15 protein-coding genes and 1 pseudogene are annotated in these 23461 nt (G+C 61.5%); 7 read left to right on the top strand and 9 right to left on the bottom strand.

Features of this window, described 5'->3' with window-relative positions:
* Positions 1-26: 26 nt before the first annotated feature.
* The 9 genes and pseudogenes from HAP41_RS14195 to HAP41_RS14240 form a co-directional block, all read right to left on the bottom strand.
* Complete coding sequence (locus HAP41_RS14195; protein WP_166100836.1) at positions 27-1613, bottom strand: methyltransferase regulatory domain-containing protein; 1587 nt, start codon at positions 1611-1613, stop codon at positions 27-29.
* Positions 1614-1618: 5 nt separating this feature from the next.
* On the bottom strand, positions 1619-4258 hold the full coding sequence (tssH, locus tag HAP41_RS14200) for a type VI secretion system ATPase TssH (protein ID WP_166100834.1): 2640 nt from the start codon (positions 4256-4258) through the stop codon (positions 1619-1621).
* Between the two features lie 97 nt (positions 4259-4355).
* Positions 4356-5420 carry a type VI secretion system baseplate subunit TssG gene (tssG, locus tag HAP41_RS14205; protein WP_166100829.1) on the bottom strand — a complete coding sequence of 355 codons (1065 nt, stop codon included), beginning with the start codon at positions 5418-5420 and terminating at the stop codon, positions 4356-4358.
* A pseudogene (gene tssF / locus HAP41_RS14215) lies at positions 5384-7350 on the bottom strand (type VI secretion system baseplate subunit TssF). The gene tssG and the pseudogene tssF overlap by 37 nt, the downstream one beginning before the upstream one ends.
* Position 7351: 1 nt before the next feature.
* Positions 7352-7900 carry a type VI secretion system baseplate subunit TssE gene (gene tssE / locus HAP41_RS14220; protein ID WP_094184183.1) on the bottom strand — a complete coding sequence of 183 codons (549 nt, stop codon included), beginning with the start codon at positions 7898-7900 and terminating at the stop codon, positions 7352-7354.
* 180 nt (positions 7901-8080) lie between these two features.
* Complete coding sequence (locus tag HAP41_RS14225; protein WP_014493489.1) at positions 8081-8566, bottom strand: Hcp family type VI secretion system effector; 486 nt, start codon at positions 8564-8566, stop codon at positions 8081-8083.
* A 48-nt stretch (positions 8567-8614) separates the two neighbouring features.
* Positions 8615-10117 (bottom strand): type VI secretion system contractile sheath large subunit, encoded by a 1503-nt coding sequence (tssC, locus tag HAP41_RS14230; protein WP_071911365.1) that lies wholly within the window; start codon positions 10115-10117, stop codon positions 8615-8617.
* 16 nt (positions 10118-10133) lie between these two features.
* Positions 10134-10661, bottom strand: coding sequence for a type VI secretion system contractile sheath small subunit (tssB, locus tag HAP41_RS14235; protein WP_166100822.1), 528 nt, complete (start codon positions 10659-10661; stop codon positions 10134-10136).
* 127 nt (positions 10662-10788) lie between these two features.
* Positions 10789-12102 (bottom strand): type VI secretion system protein TssA, encoded by a 1314-nt coding sequence (locus tag HAP41_RS14240; RefSeq protein WP_166106014.1) that lies wholly within the window; start codon positions 12100-12102, stop codon positions 10789-10791.
* A gap of 352 nt (positions 12103-12454) precedes the next feature.
* Between HAP41_RS14240 and HAP41_RS14245 the strand changes: the two genes are divergently transcribed.
* Genes HAP41_RS14245 through tagF form a run of 7 tightly spaced genes read left to right on the top strand, consistent with a single transcriptional unit; the run spans position 12455 to position 23456 of the window.
* Positions 12455-14323, top strand: coding sequence for a type VI secretion system Vgr family protein (locus tag HAP41_RS14245; protein WP_166100818.1), 1869 nt, complete (start codon positions 12455-12457; stop codon positions 14321-14323).
* A 5-nt stretch (positions 14324-14328) separates the two neighbouring features.
* Positions 14329-14892 carry a DUF6931 family protein gene (locus HAP41_RS14250; protein WP_166100815.1) on the top strand — a complete coding sequence of 188 codons (564 nt, stop codon included), beginning with the start codon at positions 14329-14331 and terminating at the stop codon, positions 14890-14892.
* Between the two features lie 12 nt (positions 14893-14904).
* Positions 14905-16263: a type VI secretion system-associated FHA domain protein TagH gene (gene tagH / locus HAP41_RS14255; protein WP_166100812.1), complete on the top strand. Its 1359-nt coding sequence runs from the start codon at positions 14905-14907 to the stop codon at positions 16261-16263.
* Between the two features lie 48 nt (positions 16264-16311).
* The gene (gene tssK / locus HAP41_RS14260; RefSeq protein WP_166100801.1) at positions 16312-17649 is read left to right on the top strand and encodes a type VI secretion system baseplate subunit TssK; all 1338 of its coding nucleotides are present in this window, start codon (positions 16312-16314) and stop codon (positions 17647-17649) included.
* Positions 17646-19172, top strand: a complete 1527-nt coding sequence (tssL, locus tag HAP41_RS14265) for a type VI secretion system protein TssL, long form (protein ID WP_166100795.1) — start codon at positions 17646-17648, stop codon at positions 19170-19172. Before tssK ends, tssL begins: the two co-directional genes overlap by 4 nt.
* Before the next feature lie 43 nt (positions 19173-19215).
* Complete coding sequence (gene tssM, locus HAP41_RS14270; protein ID WP_063981821.1) at positions 19216-22758, top strand: type VI secretion system membrane subunit TssM; 3543 nt, start codon at positions 19216-19218, stop codon at positions 22756-22758.
* Positions 22755-23456: a type VI secretion system-associated protein TagF gene (gene tagF, locus HAP41_RS14275; RefSeq protein WP_063981822.1), complete on the top strand. Its 702-nt coding sequence runs from the start codon at positions 22755-22757 to the stop codon at positions 23454-23456. The genes tssM and tagF overlap by 4 nt, the downstream gene beginning before the upstream one ends.
* Positions 23457-23461 lie beyond the last annotated feature (5 nt).

The following is a 23461-nucleotide window of genomic DNA, read 5'->3' on the forward strand; positions in this document are numbered from 1 at the left end:
CAACGGAGCCGACGCACTTGAGCGCATCACGCGACCAGCAGGCCCAGCTTGCCGACCATCGCAAGCGAGCGCTGAACGCTTTCTCGCGTTGACAGCAATAACGGCTCGGCAGGCTGCCCGGCATTATCCTTCTGGTCTATCCGGATGGTCGGGCCGAATTTTTCCGTCATTTCGGCCGTGATCTGGTCGATGGTCCGCGCTCCGTCGAGCAATTGCAGGAAATCCCTGGTCCGGTCGTCCTCCAACTGCACCGTTTGGTGGAGGAGGTTGGTGACGAGCGGACCTGTTTGCGCTTGTCTTCGCGCGAGCAGGCTCGCCTGCGGATGCTCGGTAGCTTCCTTCAACAAAAAGGGACGCGACAGCAGGAACGAAACCTCGCCGCTGCAAGCCAGGATGAACATCGCCTCCGTCAACACCTTTTGGTCATCATCCGCCCGCCGGTCGCCCAGCAGCGCGCGGGCCCCATCGAGCAGCTCGTCGAATGATAATGCTCGCGGCCAGGCCCGGCCCAGACATAGATGCGCGGCCTTCAAGAGCGGATTGGTTACCGTGACCCTGCTGCCGTCCTGGTTCTCGAATTCCATCGCGGAATCGTCGGTCACGCAGGCGTCGGGGTCGACCGGGTTGGTCGTGCTCAGCAAATGGAACCGGGTGACGAAATCGAGGTCGACCTGGCGGGACAGCGAAATGCTGTCGTGGCAGAGCAAGGTGCGCCGAAAGCCGTTGCCGTCGATGAAGTCCTGATATTGATCGCGCGCCATGAACTCGCTTTCCGGGAAGCGCTGCAGCGTCGCGCGAACCTCCTCGGAATAGCCGGCAAGATAGCGTCGTGAAAAATCAGCATCGCCCAGATATTGCAGGCCATGGCGGCTTGCGTCCTCGGCGACCTCATGCAGCAAGAACGCCTCGGCACCATCATCGAGATCGTCGTGAAACAGAAGCTCGTCGGGGGACTTGAGGACGCGGTTGTACTGGTCGCGCATAACTGCGCCGTGCACCGAGTTGGCCTTCGAGCCGTCGCTCAGGAACTTCAGGATCGCGCGGGCCTGTCCGACCTTCTCCTTCATGCCGGTGAGACGGCGGGTGTGATACCGCATCATGTCGCGGACCATGTCGCGAAGATGCGAGAACGGGTGCGCATTGTAGCTGACGTAGCAGACCCCGCGGGGAGCCAGGTTCTGCTTGAAGATCATCATCATCTTCTCGCGCACCGCCGGCGGCACCCAGGAATACACGCCGTGCGCTAAGATGTAGTCGAACTCCCCGAAGCCTGCGTCGACATTCATGATGTCGCAATGGAGGAGCTTGATGTTGCTCAGGCCCAATGTGGCGATATTTCGCTGGCCGCGCTCGATCGTCACGCCGCTCAGGTCGACACCGACGAATTCGCTGCCCGGATATTGAAAGGCCATCGGCAACAGGTTGCCGCCAACGCCGCAGCCAAGCTCCAGCACCCGGCAACGCTCGACCGGCGCTGACTGCATGCCGTAAATAGCAGCAATGGTAGCAAGATGGTTCGGATGAGTGAGCCCGTAGACGTGGCCGGGGTAGTAGACCTCGTCGTATGGCGTGGGACCGGTGTTCGGGTGGCGATGCTCGGTTTGAATGTTCATCGTCCTCAATTCCACGAATATGCGAATTTGTCGTTCTCGATCGAGACCCGCGCTTGCTTGATTTCTTCCTTGGCAAGCGACTTGCTGAGGAACGCGCGCGACAGCTCCGGGAGCAGGGTGTTGGTGATGATGTTGTCAATCATTCGCCCGCCGGAATCCGGATCGTTGCAACGTGACACAATGTGCTCCACGACCGCGTCATCGTAGTCGAAGGACGCGTTATGATTGTCGCGGAGGCGTCGTCCGATCCGGTCGAGCTGTAACCGAACGATCCCGGCGAGCATCTCGTCGGATAGCGGGAAGTACGGTATCGAGACGATGCGTCCGAGCAGCGCTGCGGGAAACACCTTCAGCAGTTCCGGCCTCAGCATCTTGGCGAGCTCTTCCGGCTCGTTGCGATACTTTGGATCGCGCGAGAGGCCCATGATCAGATCGGTGCCGACGTTGGTGGTAAGGATGATCAAGGTGTTCTTGAAGTCGATCCGCCGCCCGTTGCCGTCCTCCATGGTTCCCTTGTCAAACACCTGGAAGAAGATCTCGTGGACGTCGGGATGAGCTTTCTCCACCTCGTCGAGCAGGATGACACTGTAGGGCTTGCGCCGGACAGCCTCGGTGAGGCGTCCACCTTCGCCATAGCCGACATAGCCGGGAGGTGCACCCTTCAAGGTCGAGACGGTGTGCGCTTCCTGGAACTCCGACATGTTGATCGTGATCATGTTCTGCTCACCGCCGTAAAGGGTCTCGGCAAGCGCCAGGGCGGTTTCAGTCTTGCCCACGCCGGATGGACCAGCCAGCATGAACACGCCGATCGGCTTGGAAGGGTTGTCAAGCTTGGCGCGGCTGGTCTCGATTCGCTTGGCGATCATCGTCAGCCCATGAGACTGGCCGACGACGCGGCGGTTGAGGATCTCCGGTAGCTTCAGCACGGTTTCGATCTCGTCGCGCATCATCCGGCCGACCGGGATGCCGGTCCAGTCAGAGACAACGGACGCCACCGATTGCTGGTCTACATGGGCATAGACCATCCGCTTCTCCGGATGGATGCTCTCAAGTGTGTCGAACTTGCCGCGCAACTCCGCGCGCCTGGCAGCCGGATCTTCGCCTTCTTTGGGCTGGGACAGAATCTCCCGGATGCTCCGGATGTCCTTGACGAGTTCCTGCTCTGCGGCCCAATCGGCTTCAAGGTTCGTCAGCTTGTCCTTCAGTGCCGCAATGTCGTTGTCGATCGCCGTGATGCGGTCGCTGTCCTTAAGCCCAAGATCGCTGTCGCTGACGAGTGCCGATTTCTCGGCTTCACGAGCGGTAATCGCAACGCGTGCATCCTCGATCAGGGCTGGCGTCGCGCTCTGGCTGATGGCCACGCGCGCCGAGGCGGTATCAAGCAGGCTGACCGCCTTGTCCGGCAACTGCCGTGAAGGAATGTAGCGGTGGGACAGGTTGACCGCTGCGACGATCGCAGCATCGGAGATGCGAACGCCGTGGTGCTTTTCCATCGGACCGAGAAGTCCGCGCAGCATGATGCAGCAGGTCTCCACTTCCGGTTCATCGATCTGGATCGGCTGGAAGCGTCGTGTGAGCGCGGGGTCTTTCTCGATATACTGGCGATATTCTGCCCATGTGGTGGCGGCGATCGTGCGCAGCGTGCCACGGGCGAGAGGAGGTTTCAGGAGATTGGCCGCATCACCGGTGCCGGCCGCGCCGCCGGCGCCGATCAACGTATGGGCTTCATCGATGAACAGTATGATGGGGGTGGGTGAGCTCTGGACCTCGTCGATCACCGAGCGCAAGCGCTGCTCAAACTCACCCTTCATGGAAGCACCGGCCTGCATCAGGCCGATGTCGAGCGCACAAAGCCTTACACCGCGGAGCGGTGGCGGCACGTCGCCGGCGGCGATTCGCTGGGCGAATCCCTCGACAACTGCGGTCTTGCCGACGCCAGCCTCGCCGGTAAGAATTGGATTGTTCTGCCGCCGTCGCATCAGCACGTCGATCAGTTGGCGGATTTCTTCATCCCGGCCAAGGATCGGATCCATCTCACCTGATTTGGCCTTGGCGGTGAGATCCTGGGAGAACCGGTCGAGCGGCGTCGTCCCCTTGGGACCCGCTTGGGCCGCGCCTTCCGTGCCTGCGCCGACCAGGCCCGAACCGTCCATCGGCCGCATGGTTTCCTCGTCGGAGCCGGCCCAGACATTGCGGCGCTCCGCGGCGAGTGCGTCGACGTTGACCTTGGCGAATTCCTGCGAGAGGTTGTTCAGCGTGCGACGAATATCATTCGATTTCAGGCCCGCCACGAGCAGATGACCGGTGCGGATCTGGGTCTCGCCAAAGAAGAGCGTGGCATAATGCCAGCCCCGATCGAGCAGATCGATGACCGGATTGGCGACGCCCGGCATGTCGGTTTCGTTCTTACGAAAGCCATTGATCACGCCGGCAAGGTCCGACAACAAGCGTGCCCGGTCGAGCTTGTAATGATCGACCGAGAGGCTGAGATCGTTGCGTTCCTGCTGCAGGATATGAAACAGCCAGTGCGCTAGCTCGACGTTGCGATTGCCGGCGCTCTTTGCGTGGCGCAGGGCCTGTATGAAGGCATCATAGCCGGCCCGGTTCAGCTTGCCCGTTACAGCCTCAATGCTGATGTCGGTCACGGCGGATCCTCCTGCTTAATCCATCCGCGGATGCCTGGCATCAAGCGGAAATTTCATCGAATCCCATAGCTTTAGGCAATCGGCGCTACGGATAGGTTCAAATCGCCGGGGCATCGGCTGCGGCGGCCCGACGGGCGCTCAAGCGCTCGCTGAGCTGAAAGCGGGCATCGCGGCGATATTCTTCCGTGGAAGTCCAGTTCGGCGAGACCCAGGTGGTCCATCCAAGTCGTCCGCTCTGTCCGAGCCTGACCGGGACGACCTCTCCCGCTGGAATGGCGAGCTCCACCTCCCATTCCAATTCGTCGCCGATATAGAAGAACACGGCGTCCGCCAGAGGCTCCGACAAGTTGCGCGCTTCGGTCGGCAAGAACTGTTCGTACTGGGTAAAATTCTTGACAAAGACCCGCACCCTGATCTTGTCCTCGACGCTGAACACGCGTGAGCCCAGAAGAGCGTCCCGGCCGAGCCTGGCATGGGTTCCGCCGAGCCGGCTGCAATGACTTGGGTCGAATGACAGCCAGGTGCCGACAAATTCGTCGATCTCGACCTTGACGTCGAACAGCCCCTGCAGGAACCGCGTCAACCGTGACGCACACTTCGCTCTGGGGGAGATCAGTCCGGCAAAGCTGAGCTTCGCCATGTCCGGTACGGTGTCTCGATCAGCGAAAACGTCGGAGCCGAGGCCGGCGAAGGAGCCGACATAGGCGATGAAGCGATCATCCGCCGGACGGTCGTGCTGAGCGATCGGCCGCGCATCGGCCCAGGCGCGAAAGAAGAGTTGCAGAAAGCGTCCGTTGAGCAGATCGAGAAAGCGCGGGAAGGCGTCATCCCGCATCAGCCACCAACTGAGGCTCTCGTCGGTGGTGGCAAGCGGCAGCGCGCCCTGCGGCCCCAGGAGACCGAGAAATTTGACGAGTATCCTGAGCCGGCCACCCACGTCGTCGACGGCCGCAAGGTTGGAGGCGGGGAACTCCAGATAAGGCACTTGGCCGAGGTCGATATACTCCTCGCGGCGTGCAGCGCTGTCACCGATCCGCGGTCGATCCGAGTTGGCGCGCTCGAGCTGGCGCAACGCATTAAAGAAATCGAACCGCCAGGGCTCCGCCTTCATCTGGTCGATCAGCGTCATAGAGGTCTCCGCGTGCCCATGCGCGGCGGCCAACGCATGATCTCGCCGCGCTCCGGCGTCGAGACGACCGTCTGTGTGAAGGTATTGAAGCCCGAATAGTCGGCGAAGAAGCGCTCCAGCACGGCTCCGAGCAAGAACACGCCGCTGCCCTCGAATGCCTTCTCGTCGAGCGTGATGGTAATCTCCAGCCGCGCGCTGCGCCGCTGCCGGTGCGCTCGCGCACCCGCCGTACGACCGGCCGGCTTTCTATGCTGCGCACGCCGCGGATCTTGCGTTCCGTGGCGTCGTCGAACTGATCGGCGAACAAGGACAGCATTTCGCGCAGGGCTCCGGCGTTCTTGCCGCCACCGCGCTCGACGAGGCCAAGATAGTTCAGGCTCAGCATGTTGATCAGCCGCCAGCTGACGATTCCGCTGTTCGCGATCTCGCTGCGGCTGCGCAATTGGGCCACGATCGGTTCGCGTGGTCGGGTGGGACCGGCGACGCACATCAGATCAAGGGAAGTATCGTCCAACAGGCGGAAGTCGGCGCCGCCCTGGCCGACCGGCAAGTGTTCGGTGAGATGCCGGTTGGAGCACAGCGCCCGGACGCTGAGTTCGGCGACCGCACCTTCGCCGCTAAGTTCACCGGGCTCCAGCAGAGACAGGAACATGTCCGTCCCGGTGTAGTCCGATGATGCGCCGTACGTCTTTTCTCCCACTGTGCGGCGCCGGGGCAACCGTCGAACGGTGAAATAAAGCCCCTCGACCGATCCGCTGGTCCGGTCGACGGCGGCCGAATACAGCGGGCGCACCGGCCGCTTGTCCTTGTCGGCCGGAAAGTGCGCGTAGACTTCGAGTACCTGGTGCGGTTCGTATTCCAGATAGCGGCTGCGATCGGGCACCACATGGTACTCGTGCGTATTCGACTTGACGGGGATGCGATCGCTCGTCTTCTCGAACAGGTTGATTGCCGGCGCGCTATAGAGCCTGAAGGTATCGGGCCGCACCGCGGCGGCAAGCCGTGAATTGTGTTCATCGAAAGCGAAGACGATATCGATCGATTTGCTGCGCAGCCGTGGCATCACGCTGCGAAGTCCCGTCAGGTTGAAGCCGAGGAACTTGCGTGGAAACATGAAATATTCCCGCAGCAGCTCCGAGCCGCGAAAGACCCGGTTGTCGTTGGGAAACAGCGACTCGTCCTCGTCGAAACCAATCTGCTGCACGCAGTCATGGGGCGCACGAGTCACCACCGGATCGCCGAAATCATCGAGATGCCGGAAGTAGACGCCCTTGCAGTTCGAGATCAATTGCTCGTAAAGCGCAATGGCGTCGGATTCCGCGCCTGAAAGGTAGATCGGAAGTTCGCTCGTGCGGCAGCCTGCAAACCAGGTTTCCGGCTTGGCCCTGGCCTCCGCGTCCGGCAGCTCCTCATCGAGCCGGGCCGCGGTACGGTGGGTCAACGACAGCCTGAGCCCGGCGATGACGTCGCCGCCGACGGGAATCCCGAGCGCCTGCAGCGCGCCTGCCGTCGAGAAGTATTCGGCGCCGGTGACGTCAAATGGCCAAAGAGCGATATCGCGGCAAAGTCGAAATCGGCAGGAGAGACTTCGTTCTCTCTCGCGATAGGTGGCGTCGAAATAGGCGCCGCGCGCGATCTTTTTGCCATCGCGTAGCGCTGGGTCGGCATAGGGGGGGCGTGCCGTGACCAGCATGGCCGACGGAGTCGGGGCAAGGTAATTCGGAACCAGTTGCTCGAGCAGGTTTGCAGTGAATTCCGGGAATTCGTGCTTGAGCTTGAGCTGAACGCGAGCGGCGAGAAATGCGGCACCTTCCAGCAATCCCGTGATCATGGGATCAGAGCGATCCCGGATCAGCCCACCGAGGCGTTCTGCGATGCCGGGATACTCTTCGGCGAAATCCCCGGCCTGCTCGTAGAGCAGTGACAGTTCACGATTGTAAAAATCCAGGAATTCGCGGTTCATGCTAAAGTCGGTTGATCTGGATATCGCCGCTGTCGAGGTCGACGTCGGCGACGAACTCCACGGGGACGTTGAGCGGCTCGGCCTTCAGGTCGGCGTGAACGATGAAGCGCAGCTTGAGTTGCTCGGGGCCGACCGAGCCGTCGCGTCGGACCCGGATGGTGTTGCGATCGAGCCTCGGTTCATAAGTCGTGAGCGTCTCGCGCAACGCGTCGGTGAGCTCGTCGTCGGCGACCTCGTCGATCGAACGGTGGGCAATATCAGGGAAGCCAAAGTTCAGGATTGAGGTTCGGACGCAATCGTGGCCGTTCAGATCCAGGGTCGATTCCAGGGCAATGGTATTGAGGAGCGTTTCGAGGTCATGGGAGACCTCGCGCCGGAGCAACGTTTCCGAGATTGGAAATCGGCCCGCGCTCCGCCGCCCTGCAATGACCCGCTCGCCAGACTCATCGCGTAGATTGAGCTTCTTGCGTGCGTCGCGCGCTTCATGGGCTGAGCGAAATGCCAGCATCAGTGGGGGAGAGAGCCGATCCTTCTTTCGTGCAATGGTCATTCACGGTCCCCATGACGCCCAACTCGCATGCAATCCCGGGGGGCGCGCGTTGGTGTCCGACTTGGCGTCGCCCAGCAGGCTTTCGGGCCCGCAACCGGGCCGGACGAGAGGTGCGATCAAAATCGCACCGCTTGGCGCCGGTTCGCCAATCGCAACCGGCGCCAAGCGAGGGGCCGACAATCAGGCCCATTCCTTGTTGGCAGGAACATCCCAGCCAAACGTCGGCGAAGCTCCGGCGCCACCCTTCTCCGTCTGGGTCTTGTAGATCATCTTGACCTTCGCGAAGTTCAGACTCACGTTTTCGGTAAGGCGATCTTCGCCGTGCGATCCGCCTGTCGATACGCTCGTCACGAGAACCTGCTTCATCTCGATCTTGAGATATTCCAGCGGGTTTTCGCCGGCCTTGCGGACCGTCAGGATCGCGCTGTCGATATGCTTGCCGTTTGCGCAGACCTTGAAAAGTTCCGGCGTGGCCTTGTCAACGAAGTGCGTGAAGTGAAGATCCTGCACGCTGACCTTGCCGGCGCCGCCGCCCGATCCGCTGTGGAAGGTACCGGTCTGGCTCTCGCCAAACGACCAACTCAAAATATCGATTTCGTCTTTGTGCTTGTCGTCCAGCGACTCGCCCTTGATCGGATCGAGTTTCAGGAAGATGTCGACAGCCATAGCATGGTCCTCTCAAATTTCTGTGTGTACGGTTGCGATGCTGCAGCGTCAGGAGCTGGGACCTGGCAGGCGTGAAACCAGACTGAGGCCGACATCCATCGCTTCCAATTGAAAGTGCGGACGAAGAAAGAAGCGCGCGTTGTAATATCCCGGGTTCTCCTCGTTTGCTATGACCTCTACCTTCGCAGCGGCCAGCGGCTTGCGCGCTTTCTGAGCTTCTGACGATAGGGCTGGGTTGGCATCAACGTACTCGTTGATCCAGGTTTGCAGCCAGACCGTCAGCTCATCCTTCTCCTTCATGGATCCGATCTTGTCGCGAACCATGCACTTCAGATAGTGCGCAAAGCGAGACACTGCGAACATGTAGGGCAGACGTGACGACAGGTTGTCGGACGCGGTTGCATCCACGCCCTTCTCGCCGAAATACTTCTTCGGCTTGTAAAGCGACTGGGCGCCGATGAAGGCGGCCTTGTCGGTGTTCTTGCGATGGATCAGCGGGATGAGACCCGCCTTTGCAAGTTCGTGCTCGCGGCGATCGCTGATGGCGATCTCGGTCGGGCATTTCAGATCGACGCCACCGTCGTCGGTCGGGAATGTGTGCGTCGGCAGATTGATGACCTCTCCGCCGGATTGCACACCGCGGATGCGCGTGCACCAGCCGAACTCCTTGAAGGCGCGGTTGATGTTGACCGCCATCGCATAGGCCGCGTTGATCCAGCCGTATTTGTCGCCGGTGTGCCCGTCTGTCTCCTCCTCGAAGGCGAACTCTTCCACAGGCTCCGATTTCGCGCCGTAGGGGAGGCGACCCAGCGCGCGCGGCATGCACAGGCCGAGATAACGCGAGTCGTCCTGGTCGCGCAGTCCCTTCCATGCGGCATATTCCGGCGTGTCGAACACCTTGCCGATATCGCGAGGGTTGGACAATTCGGTCCACGAGTCCATTCCCATCAGCGTCGGCTCGGCGCCGCTGAAGAAGGGGGCGTGTGCGGCGCCGGCGATCTTGCTGAGATCGCGCAGCAACTGCACGTCGGTGGGGAGGTGGCTGAAATAGTAGTCGCCGATAAGGCAGCCGAACGGCTCGCCGCCCAACTGGCCGAACTCGTATTCGTAGATCTGCTTGAACAATGGGCTCTGGTCCCAGCGCGCATCGGGGTAAAGCCGCAGATTACGATACAGCTCGGTCTTCGAGACGTTCATGACCCGGATCTTGAGGTTGGCGTCGGTCTCCGAGTTGAAGACGAGGTAGTGGAGGCCCCGCCAAGTACTTTCGATCGCCTGGAATTCGGGTGCGTGAATGATCTCGTTCATCTGCGCGGTCAGCTTCTGGTCGATCCGCGCGATCATCTCCTCGATCGTGTCGAGCACGTCCGACTTGATGACGCTCGAGTCTTTCAATGCCTCTTGAACGAGCGTGGATACCGCGTTGTCGACCTCGGTCGCTGCGCGTTCGGTGCGCGGTTTGAAGCTTTGCTTCAGCAGAGTGGCAAACTCGTCAGCTTCGACGGTCTTGACCTGGGTGGTGCTCTCTTTGTGAACAGCTTCTTTTGCCATGGTCCCCGTTCCTTCCTTAGCTCTCGGTGCCAGGTTCGGTCGACTGGCTGATCGCGCGTTCCCGAAGCGCTGCCATCAGTTGAGGATCGGCCAGAAGTTTTTTCAGCTGATCCTCGGCGGCTACCTTGCCATCCATGTAGCGCAGCAGGTTGGCAAGTTGTTCGCGCGCCTCGAGCAGCTTGGCTGTAGCCGGCACCTGGCGGGCGACGGCCACGGGAGTGAAGTCGGCCATCTTGTTGAAGCGCAGATTGACCGAAAGTTTTTCGTCTGATCCGTCGCTGAGACGATTGGCGACGCGCGCCGTCACGCCGGGCTGGATTGCCGCCATGCGGCTGTCGAAATTGTCCATATCGAACTCGAGGAATTTGCGCTCCTCGACCTTCGTCTTCTCGACGCCGGGGTTATTGCCGGAAAGGTCGGAGAGGACGCCCATGACGAACGGCAGTTCGATCAGCCGCTCGGCGTCGTAAGGATCTTCGTATGTGATGTGCACGCGTGGTGCGCGATTTCGACGAATGAATGTTTGACCGCTATCTGTAGCCATGGTTCCCTCACTACGAAATCGCTTTAGACGTCGAATTTGCGCGACGCAGATCGGCTAGGGGACTTCAAGTTGCTGCGGTCGGCAAACATCCTTGTGTCCATTTAGTGCCCTCGAGCGAAAGCTGGGTTCAATGCGATCTGTCGATTGTTTTAAGCGCTCCCTCAGGAAGAACATCATTCAAAAGGCTGAGAAAGTCTCGTTGCGCGAGGTCGCGCGCGCGATCTGCCAAAAAGGGGATGGGGCTGGACGGCTCTGCGGTTCGGAAAAACGACGCCACCTTCGCCAGCAGGCCCAAGGCTTGCGTTCTGCTTTCCACTGAAAATACAATGTCTTGGGTGTTGTTCTCGGCCGTCGATGAGAATGACGTGGCGAGTTCCGCCATCCGTTCGATCGGCAGGTCGAAGACCTTGTCGCGTCCGATGTTGATCGCAGCGCTCTCCACGTGCGCAGGCACCAGCATCCGCATGACTTCAATAAATGACTTGCCGACCATCTCCTGCGCTTGACGCACCAGCAACAGTGCCGGGTTGGACGGTTCCATTCGGGCAAAATAGTCTGCCACTGCTGCAAGCGCGGCAGATGCCTGTGCGGATGAAGTCACCACACCGGTCGTGTCTGACGGCGCCTGTGCATCGACAGGACCGACATCTTCCGCGGTTGCGGCGATCGCAGCCGGATCGCGCGACGCGACAAGACCCGCAAGCCAGGCAGCCATGCCGTTAACCAAGCCAGAGAGCCTGTCGAGGCTGATCGGTTGCCCCGCGTTCAACTTCTCGTGCCAGGTCTGCTTGATGGCCGCGATTTCAGCAGCGACCGCAGAGCACCGCCCGCTGGCTGCCTTGAGAGTGTCGAGATCTGTCTCGCTGACGATGCGCTCGATGGCCGCCAGATCAGGCCCGTCGGCGTCGGCGTCGCCGGCGGGAATTTCGCCGTGAGCGATCTGATAGGCACGGTAGTTGAGGTTGCCGTGTCTGCGGTTCTCGATCAGGGGAAGGAACTGGAGCGGGTTGATCACGGTCGGGAACACGTCGATTGCCTCGACTGTGACGGCGCGAAGTGCGTAGTCGCCGTCCTCGCCCTTCGGATGCACCGCTTCCCACTGCTCGCGCAGCAGCAGGTTGGTCGCCTTCAGGCAGCAGAGAAAGCCGTCGAGATCGCGGTTGAGGATTGAAAATTTGGCCAGCAGCAGGTTCAGACGCAGATCGCGGGTACGCGCCAGAATGGGCTGCGCGGCGGCAAACTGGCCGGCAAAATCGACCGCTTTTGGATCGAAGCGTCCACGCTCTCCGTTGGCATTGACGACCTCGAAGAACGACATCGGTAGCAGCGATTCCGCACCTGCGAAGAAGTTCAGATATTGGACGTCTCCGATGGCGTCGAGATCCGGTCCGCAGGGATCGTCAGCGGCAATGGGCTGCGTCAGGGAGGCGACGTCAAGCATATGCGGACCGTCCATCTGCTCGATCACGGCCCCGCTGCCGAGCCCGTGGCGACTAGGGGATCGCGCGGGGGCGCATGATCCGGAATCTATACCTATGGGTCAGATGCCTGCCGACCTTGGTTCATTCCCGAAGATCATGCCATTTTCGCGTGAACCGGCAAGCTCTTGGAGCCGACTACTTGATGGCCCGGGGTAGTTCTTTGGCGGCCGTTGTGGAACGTCAGGAAGCCCAGCCCTGGGGCGGGCTTGCCGGCACAGCCGGCGGCACGCAGGATTTCCGTCGTTCTTGCATAACGTCTGATCAGCTTTTTTGCAGCGGGTCATTCGATCGAAGGAGGGAGTTTAAGCCCACATGGGCCAGCTTACTCAGGATACCCGCCTCTGCGAACTCAAGACGCCTCTTGGCAAGGACGTTTTGGTTTTTGCCGGATTCGAAGGCTCGGAAGGTCTCAGCGAACTGTTCGAGTATCGCATCGAGTGTCTCAGTGAGGATGCCGACCTCGACTTCGACCGCGCTATCGGCCAGCAGTGCACGCTGACCATAAAGCTGCATGAAAAGGAGCGCGAGTTCAGCGGCATTCTGACGGAGGCCCAGTGGCTCGGGGTGAAGAACGACTATTTCAGCTACCGGATCGTGCTGAGGCCCTGGTTATGGCTGTTGTCGCGAACCACCGATTGCCGGATCTTTCAGGACAAGAAGGCGCCCGACATCATCAAAGAGGTCTTCAACGAACGCGGCTTCACCGACTATGAATCCAAACTCACCGAAGAGGGTTCTTGTCCGAAGCTCGAATATTGCGTTCAGTACCGCGAGACCGACATGAACTTCGTGTGCCGGCTGATGGAGCAGCACGGCATCTACTACTTCTTCAAGCATGAGGGCGGCAAGCACACGCTGGTGTTGGCGGACTCCAAATCGTCGCACAGTCCGATCAATGGTCTTGCTACGATTCCCTACATCCCGCTGGCGGGTGCCGACCGGCGAGGCGAGCAGCACATCTATGAATGGGTATCGGAGCGGCGATTTCGTACCGGCAAGATCGAACTCAACGATTACAACTATCAGAAGCCCAACGCTCAGATGATCAGCGACGCCAAGGGCTCCGAGCATTACACTCGGTCGGAGATGGAGTTTTACGACTATCCCGGGAAGTTCAAGGAGAAATCCGACGGCGAGCGCTACGCGAAGATCCAGCTCCAGGCAGAGCAAGCGATGGATCGGCGTCGCCGCGGCAATGGCGACGCCGTCAACCTGTTCCCTGGCGGGCTGACGAAGCTCGAAAAGCACTCCAAGGACTCGCAGAACGTCGAATACCTCGTGGTGCGAGCTGTGCACTCGTTCTCGATCGAATCCTATCGCACCGGCGGTCCGAGCGACGCAGGGCAACACGTCTATTTCGGCAGCTACGAGTTCTTGCCTAGCGATCGGCCGTTTCGAGCGCTGATGATGACGCCGAAGCCAAGAATCAACGGCATCCAGACGGCCAAGGTGGTGACCAAAGACGATAATTCGAGCGAGGAAATCGACGTCGAGTCCCTGGGCGAAATCTATGTCCGCTTTTTCTGGGATCGGAAGAAGAAGCGGTCGTGCCGGTTGCGCGTGGCTCAGGTTTGGTCTGGCAAGCGCTGGGGCGGTCAGATCATCCCGCGCGTCGGACAGGAAGTCGTTATCGAATTCCTGGAGGGGGATCCGGACCGGCCCCTGGTGATCGGCACCGTGTACAACGACGAATACAAGCTGCCCTACGATCTGCCGTCGAAGAAGACGATCGGGGGATTGAAGTCGGACTCCACCAAAGGTGGCGGCGGCTTCAACGAGTGGAGCTTCGAGGACAAGAAGGGATCCGAGAAGATCACGGTGCATGCCGAGAAGGACCACGACGTAACGGTCCGCGACACCGAGACACGTACCATCGGCGAAGCTGCATTTGGCGGCGACACGCGCAACACCACGCTCAAGAACGGCAATGATAAGCTCGATATCCAGTTGGGTGGTCAGCACATCACTTTGGCCATGGACCAGTCTGTCAATGCAGGCGTCAGCATCACGCTCATGGCCAATGCGAACATCACCCTACAGGTGGGTCCTAGTCAGATCATTCTGACCCCGGCGGGCATCGTCATCAACGCGCCGACGATCGCCATGGCGGCGCAGGCCGGCATGGCGCTTGCTGCCGGTGGTCCGCTGGTCGCCCACGGTACTCCAACCCTTGTTGGTTGACGGTCATGGGACAAGTTCGGTTCGGTACGGTTCAGGATCTGTTTCAGGCCTATCCCTTGGCGCGTTATGATGTCGGCAAAGCCGACGCTGACAAGCCTTCGCTGGACTTCCTTCAGGAGGCCGCCGATGCGCGGAATTGGCACCCGGCCGTGTCTTACTGTGCCTATCTGCTTCCCAGGCGCGTAGCAGTTGCCTGGGGATGTCGCTCTCTGCGACTGATGTTCGACCATTTCGACGCCAGCGATACCAGGTCGCTCAATATTGTGGAGACCTGGGTCCGGCAACCGGACGAGCAGTCCCGGAACAAGGCGCTGGCTGTCGGCAATGCCAATGATCCCGAGCAGCCGGCGACATGGCTGGCGCTGGCGGCCGGCTGGTCCGGCGGAAGCGTGGTTCCCCCGGAATTTGCGCCCGTGGAAGCTAAGCCAGATCAGGCCGCGCGGGCGGTGCGTGCAGCACTGCTGATCGGCCTCTGCCGGCTCCCCCGTGACGCCCGGGACCGGATAATGACGTCATGCCTAGAGGATGGTATTCAATTGTCACGCGGCGAACCGCGCCCTCCGCGCTAACGAGACGATGTGATGGTGCTTCGCTTTAATATCGAGAACGAACCGCACCTTCCGGATGGCGGACCTGTGTCGTTTACGGTCACCGGCAGGCGTTCAGTCGATATTGGCCGGGACCGTCACCTCGACTGGACGCTGCCGGATCCGGCGCGGACGATTTCCGGAAAGCATTGCGAGGTGCACTTTCGCGACGGTGGCTATTGGCTGCACGACGTTTCGACCAACGGCACCTTTCTCAATGGTGCCGACCAGCGCATGCGGGGGCCGCACCGCTTGCGCGACGGTGACCGACTCACGATCGGCCACTACATCATCGGAGTTTCGCTGGAGAATGAGGCTGGCGGGGGCAGCCCAAACCACGAGGCGCAACTGCGCGAACCCTCGGTCCAGCAGCATGCCGACTACGGAGAGCTTTGGACAGCCGATCGTGACATTCCGCCGCCGATCGATCCGCAACTGCTGAAGAAGCCACGCGAGGCTGCGCGGCCCGTCAATCCGGGGTTCCTGGATTGGGCGGCGAGCGTCCCGGCACCTGGTGTAGACCCATTCCGACGGTCACAGCCGGCGTCTCCGTACCAACCGTCCGAGCAGGACGACGACATGAACTGGGCAGCCGGTCCAGCCAACGCGCCGAAACCGCAAGTCGAGCGCCCGCCCATCATGCCGACCCCACGCCGGCCGTCGGTATGGATTGATGATGAACCAGCCGCTGCCCAGCCGCCAGCATCGCCATCGCGCCCGGCGCAAGCGGCAGACAAGGGACCTGTCACGGCCAAGCCAGTCGGCGGTCCCGAGTTCGCGCGACTGGTGGCGCGCGCTGCAGGATTGCCGGACAATTTCTTTGCCAGCAAGTCCGATGCCGAACTCGCCGAACAGCTTGGCGTCATCTTGCGTATGACCGTGGATAATCTGATGGCGCTGCTGCAGGCGCGGACCCAAGCCAAGCAGCTGACCCGTAGCACTAGCCAAACCACCGTCCAAGCCCTCGAAAATAATCCGCTGAAGTTCTCGCCGACCTCGGAAGAAGCGATGCGCATTCTCTTTGGGCCGCCGACGCGCAGCTACCTCGACACACAGCGCGCCTTTGCGCAGGGCTTCAGTGATCTCAAGTCACATCAGTTGAAGACCTATATGGCGATGCAGCACGCTGTCCATGAACTGATTGCGGGCATAGATCCGACGCTGATGGCCCGCGAGCTCGAGCTTCAGCGTGGCGCAAGCTCCTGGCTCGGCACGAACAAGGGCAAACTCTGGGACGAGTTCTTGACGCGGTGGAAGGCGCATCTCGGCCGCGACAACAGCGCGCCGATCGAAACCTTTATGTTGCATTTCTCGAACTATTACGACCGCGGTGACAAGCCCGGTTCAAAGTAAACTATCGGCGACCACGCGGCTGCCGACAATTTCTAAGTGGATGTAGGAATGTCTTGGTACAGCAAAGTTTTCTGGTCGGAAGGTCTGTTTCTGCGGCCGCATCATCTGCAGCAGAACGACCGCTACATCGAACACTTGCTGGAAAAGCGCGTTCGCTACACGACACCATACCCGTGGGGCTTTGCCCAGCTGGAGATCGACAAGGATCTTACCGAACAGAGCAAGTTCGCGGTGCGCAATGCGTCCGGCGTCATGCCGGACGGTACGCCGTTCGATATCCCTGCGGACAGCCAAATTGCCGAAGCGATCGATGTGCCGGAGACGGCGGCAGGCCAGGTCGTCTGGCTGATGATGCCGGTCGCGGCGCCAAACACCCGCGAGGTCGACGAGGATCGCACCGACAGCGCCAGTCGTTATGTTCGTAGTTCGGAAACCTTCATTGACTCGACCTCTGCGCTACGCATCGAGGAAGAGATCGACATCGCTTATCCGCGCTTGTCGTTCGAACTGCGCAAGAGCAGCAAGCCCGGATACATGGGCCTCGGCATCGCGCGCATTCTCGAGGTGCGCGACAAGAACATCCTGTTCGACGATAAATTCGTGCCGCCGATGCTGATCTGCGCCGCGCATCCGATCATCGATGGCTGGCTCAACCGCATCATCGGCTGGGTTGAGACGAAACTCGACGAGCTGGCGCGTTACGCGGTCGATCCGTCATCCGGCGGTGGGTTGCAGAGTGTCGACTATCTGGTCCTGCAAGTGCTGAACCGTACCATTCCCGTCCTGACTCATTTCCAGCGCTCCGGCAGCGTTCACCCCGAGCGCCTGTACGAGGAATTGCTGAGATTCGCGGGCGAACTTGCGACATTTTCTACGGCGGAACGGCGGGCGCGCAACTATCCGGCTTACGATCACGACGATCTCGAGAACGTCTTCACACCCTTGGTGAGCGACATCCAGGACTTCTTGAGCGCGCGATTGGGCCGGCGGGCAATCCGCCTGGAGATCATCGAGCGCGCACAGAATGCGTTCGTGTCGCCGATCCGCGATCGCGCGCTATTCCGAAACGCGACCCTGGTGCTGGAGGTTGCCGCACGGCGGCCGCTCGTGGAGATCCAGAACGATTTCCCGCACCTGTTCAAGGTCGGGCCGAACACCAAGATGAACGAGATCGTGCACGCAAACCTGCCGGGCCTGACCTTGGCGCATTTGCCGACGCCGCCGCCGCACATCCGGGCCATCACGGATCACGTCTATTTCTATCTCGACCGCAAGTCGCCGCTGTGGCCCGAGTTCAGCACGGCGGCCTCGATCGGAATGCATTTCTCCGGCGACTGGCCGGAGCTTGAGCTGTATCTTTGGGCCATCCTGGAAGACAGGCCATGAGCGACAGGGACAAGCCGGTCAATCCTTTCGGTCGGGGCGAACGGACGATCATCCGTCCCAACCCCGGCGGGAAGTTGCCGCCGGCGCCGACCTCTCAGCCTCCGCCGGGCGAGGGCCCTGCGGCACGTCCAGGCTATTCGCCATCACCGGTACCCTCTCCCGGCGCGCCGGCGCCACCGTCATCATTTTCTCCTGTCCCGCAGGGCTCGAACTACGCCTCCGCGCCGGCCAGCCATCCCGCTGAGGAATGGATATCGACACCCGCGCCAGCCCAGGCGCAGCAGCCCATGCTACCGCCGGGACCGCCGTTGCGCGTCGACGATCTCGTCGCGCCAAATGCCAATCCAGTGATGCGCGCTGCGGGCCCGTTGCTGCAGCTGCTTGGTCGGTTGCGGGTGGCGCTCATGCGCGCGTCATTCGCGAGTTTGATGGAGCAGGTTGCAGACGCGATCAAGTTCTTCGAGAAGGATATCCGTTCCGCGGGCATATCCGAGCACCAGGCCAACACAGCGAAATACATCCTGTGTGCCACTGCCGACGATATCGTGCAGCACATCCCGACCGAGGAGCGCCACGTCTGGACGCAATATTCGATGCTGAGCCGGTTCTTCGGCGAGCGTGTCGGCGGCGTCCGTTTCTTTGAGATTCTCGACCATTTGAAGGTTGATCCACTGGTCAACTATCCGGTCCTCGAACTTCAGCACGCCTGCCTTGCGCTTGGTTTTCAGGGCATTCACCGGACGTCAGGGGGCGGACTTGCGAACCTGCAGCTGATCCAGCGTAACCTCTATGAATTGCTGCGCCGGGTCCGGCCGAAGACGATGAGCGACCTGTCGCCCAACTGGCGCGGGCAAGCGCTGGCGGGGCGCCGGCAGCGTCTGCGCGTTCCGGTCTGGCTCGTCGCGGCTGTCGTCGCCGCGCTGCTGACCGGGTCCTACTTCGTCCTGCGGACGCTCCTCGCTGGCCGGGCAGAGAATGCTGCCGAGGTGGCGCTCGCGCTCCATCCGGCCGGCCCGATCGAGCTCAAGCGCCAGATCGTTGCACCGCCGCCGCCGCCGCCACCTCCGCCGCCACCGGATCGCATCACCCAGTTGCAACGCATCCGCAACGCGCTCGCGAAGGAGAACACCGCCTGTGCCATGACGGCGGACCAGACCCCGAGCTTCATCGTGATCAGGGTCTGCGACCTGGCGTTGTTCGCGTCGGGCCAGGCGACCATCCTCGACGGCTTCAAGCCGATCGCACTCCGCGTCGCGGCAACCCTCGACAAGGAGCCGGGACGGATCCGGGTCGTTGGCCATACCGACAGTTCGCCGATCCGCACAGTCCGCTTCCCGACAAATTTCGAGTTGTCGGTCGAGCGCGCCAAGGCGGTTGCCGCGGCACTGAAGCCTGGCTTGACCGATGGTTCGCGCGTCGACGTCGAGGGCAAAGGAGCAGATGCGCCAATCGGTAGCAACATGACACCCGAGGGACGCGCCAAGAACCGGCGCGTCGAGATCTTTATCGAACGCAGCGAATAGGCAGATACCGCCGGGTCAGGTGGTTTGCGACAGGTACGGTTAGATGCTTGCCAAGGACATTCTTCGCATCGTTCTCTACGGAGTAGGGCTCAGCTCGCTCGGAGCGGTGATCTATCTCGCCGGTCCCTTCATCGCGTTCGGCGACTGGCGGCCGCTGGAGAACCATATCGTCCGGCAGATCGCTATTCTGCTGCTCACCACGGTCGTGGCAGGCATTGTTGGCCTCAATCTGTTCAAGCGGCGCAAGAGTGCCAAGGAGATTGCCGATGGCATCGCTGGTGCGGACCAGCCCGTCAGCGATGAACCGGTGCTCAAGGAGCGCATGAAGGATGCGCTCGCGACGCTGAAGACCGCCAGCGGCAACAAGTCGGGCTATCTCTACGATCTGCCGTGGTACGTCATCATCGGTCCGCCCGGAGCCGGCAAGACCACGGCGCTGGTCAATTCCGGGCTCAAATTTCCGCTCGCGCGCGGGGCGACGCCCGCAGCGATCGCGGGGGTCGGCGGTACGCGCTACTGCGATTGGTGGTTCACCGAGGAGGCGGTGCTGATCGATACCGCCGGCCGCTACACGACCCAGGACTCCAACAGCAAGGCCGACAAGGATAGCTGGCTGGCGTTCCTGGACATCCTGAAGAAAAGCCGGTCGCGCCAGCCGATCAACGGCGTCCTTGTCGCCATCAGTATCGAAGACATCCTGACGCTGCCGAAGCAGGAACTCGCACTTCACGCCGATGCCATTAGGATGCGCCTGCTCGAGTTGCATCAGAGGCTCAAGGTCAGCTTCCCGGTCTACGCGCTATTTACCAAAGCCGATCTCGTTGCCGGCTTCACCGAGTATTTCGCCTATCTCGGCGAGGCCGGCCGCCGCCAGGTCTGGGGTGCCACGTTCCAGACCGCAGACAAGACCCAGAATCTGGTGGGGCAGATCCCGGTCGAGTTCGACCGTCTGCTGGAGCGCCTGAGCGAGGAGACGCTCGACCGTCTGCAGGACGAGCCGACGCCCCAGCACCGCGTGCAATTGTTCGGCTTTCCGGCACAGATGGCGCGGCTCAAGCCCCAGATCCACGACTTCCTCAACCAGATCTTCGAGCCGACGCGCTATCACGTGAACGCGAACCTGCGCGGTTTCTACTTCACCTCGGGTACGCAGCAGGGCACGCCGATCGACCAATTGATCGGGTCGCTGGCACGTACGTTCGGCGCTGAGGAGGTCGGTTCCGGATCCTATTCGGGCACGGGCAAGAGCTTCTTCCTCGCCGATCTGATTTCCAAGGTCATCATCGGCGAGGCCGACTGGGTCTCGACCGACCGTGCCGCGGTGCGCCGCGCGCTGATCCTGAAAACCGCGGCCCTGTCATTGATCGGCCTGGTCTCGATCGGACTGATCGCAGCCTGGCTGATGAGCTACAAGCGGAACTCCGATTTGATCGAGCAAAGCCTGCAGGCGGATAGCGAGTATGCGGCCGCCGGCGCACCACTTATCAAGCAGACGCTGATTGCCGATCATGATCTCGACAAGGTGCTGCCGCTGCTCTACCGGCTGCGCAACGCCCCGGCAGGCTACGGATCGCGCGGCGAGTCGGTGCCTCTGTCGGCTCGCTACGGGCTCAGTCAGCACGCCCGGCTGCTGTCGCCCTCGAAGGCGGCCTATCATACGGCGCTTGAGCGCATGTTCCGGCCGCGTCTGCTGTATCGCCTCGAGGAGCAGCTCAATGCGCGCATCAACGAACCTGCCTTCGTCTACGAGGCGCTCAAGGTCTATCTGATGGTCGGCGGCCTGCAGTCGCCGGACCGCGAGCTGATCCGCTCCTGGATGCAACGTGACTGGGCGGACAACCTCTATCCTGGCGCCACCAACGCGGAAGGGCGGCGTCTGCTCGACGAGAACCTCGTGGCAATGTTCGACCTCGAGACCGAGCAGCAGCCGCTGGTCGAACTCGACGGCCGGTTGATCAAGCAGGCCCAGAGCTCCTTGGCGCGCCTGAGCGTGTCGCAACGTGCCTACGAGTTTCTGAAATCGGAGGCTCGCGCATCGACCGCTGGCGACTGGATCGCTAGCCGCCATGGCGGACCCGACATGGGTGTCGTGTTCGAAACCACGACGGGGCAGCCTTTGGACGCGGTGCGGGTACCTGAGTTCTTCACGTATAACGGCTTCCATCAGAAGTTCGTCGCCCGGCTGTCCGGATTGTCTGAGCGGATGAAGCGGGAGCGATGGGTTTTGGGTGATGCAGGCCAGCAGTCGGCCATCGACCAGCAGTACGACAATCTGGCCGGCGATCTGCTCAACATCTATTCCAACGATTTCGTGACGACCTGGCGAACGGCGCTCGGGAGCCTGCGCCTGAAGAAGCTGCTCGCCGACAAGCCGAAATACGAGGTGCTGCGGGCGCTTTCGGCGCCGACCTCGCCGATGCGGCAAATTCTGGAATCGGTGCGCGATGAGACGGTGCTGACCAAGGAACGGGCGAAGCCGGCGAACGCTTCGGCGCCAGCTGCCGCACCGGCGCCGGCACTCTTCACGAATGCCCAGGATGGACCGCCTGGCGCGACGATCGAGGCACAGTTCAAACCTTACCACGCGGCGCTCGAAGGCGAGAGCACCCGCCGGCCGATCGACTCGACCGTCGCGAACCTGAACGACATCGCGCAGAACCTCACGTTGATCATCGAGAATCCCCAACTGACAGCACAGGCCACGGCTGCGCTTCAGACCCAGGTCGCAGCGCTCCGCAACAATGCCTCGCGCATGCCGCCGCCATTCTCCGACATGCTGCGCGCTGCAGCCGCGGAGTTCGAAGGCAGCATCGCGGCTTCAACCGCTGGGCAAATCCTGCAAACGTTGCGCGATCAGGTCACGCCGGTCTGCCAACAGACCGTGACCAACCGCTACCCGTTTGTCCGCAGCAGCGGCCAGGAAGTCCCGCTGGCGGATTTTGCCAAATTGTTCAGTCCGAACGGCGTTATGGACAAGTTCTTCACCCAGTACCTGGCACCTTATGCCGACACGTCGCGGTCGGACTGGGCTTGGCGCAAGGAGAGCCCCGTTGGTCGGTCGTTCTCGCCCGACACGCTCAAACAATTCCAGAATGCGGCTTATATCCGGGATGCGTTCTTCCAGACGGGCGGCGGTGTGCCCGCCGTTTCTTTCGCGATCCGGCCTCCTGGGGCACCGGGGCCAGGCGTGACCGTTAAGACCGAGATCGGCGGCACCACGATTGCGAGCCCAACCATTCCCGGACCGGCCACGTCGTCCTTGTTCGGCGGTCCGCAACCGACGCCACCGCCACCACCACCGCCTCAGAGCAACTCGCCAACGACCGTCCTATGGCCGGGCCCAGCGCCGCGAACGGCAATTTCAGTTAGTAACGACACCGGCGCGCCATCCGTGCTCGAGCGCATTGGTCCCTGGTCGTTATTTCGGATGCTAGAGGCGGGCTCATTGGTTGTGAAAGCGGAAACGGCCAGCGCGACTTTCATCGTCGCGGGGCGCGAGCTCAACTATCAAATTTCGACTGGGTCGTTGCGCAACCCGCTGAATCTGTCAGTGCTGCGCGAGTTTCGTTGCCCGACCGGGATATGACCATGCGTTGCGGGCTATTCGGCAAGATCGGCGCCAAGCGCGATTTCATCGCGATCGCGACCCCGCGCAGCTTCCTGGAAGCCTGGGAGCCGTGGGTACAGGCCGCGCTGTCAGCAAGTCGCCACCAGCTTGGCCCAGGATGGCAGCAGGCCTTTCTGACCGCTCCGGTCTGGCGGTTTTGGCTCGGCGCCGCGATCTGCGGCACGACAGTGGCGGGTGCGATCATGCCCTCGCTCGACGGGGTGGGGCGATACTATCCCTTGACCCTGCATGCGGTGACCGGCGAGGCCGTCTCGCTGCCGCCGCCGAGCATTGATCCGCAGGACGAATGGTTCGGGCAAGTGGAGGCGTTCATGCTTTCGACCCTGGATCGGGCGGCAACCTTCGAGCAGATCTCCGATGCATTGGATCAGCTTGCGGTGCCACGACTGCAGGAGACCATCGCCGGCGGTCCGGCGATCACGTCGCTTGGTAGTGCGACAATGGGAAGGGCTTCGGCGGTCGACGCCTTCGCGGGGTCGTTTGCAGCACTTTGCGCCGCCAACCCACAGGTCTACGCCGCGGCCAGCTTCTGGTGGACCGCCGGAGGGGAAGGCTTTCCGCCAATGGCGCTGAGTTGCCGCGGATTACCAGATCCGTTTCACTACATCACGCTGCTGACCGGTGATCTCGGCCACGCGGCATCCGGGAATGGATGACACGC

This window comes from Bradyrhizobium barranii subsp. apii (genome assembly GCF_011516635.5).
In the GTDB taxonomy this organism is placed as follows: Bacteria; Pseudomonadota; Alphaproteobacteria; order Rhizobiales; family Xanthobacteraceae; genus Bradyrhizobium; species Bradyrhizobium barranii.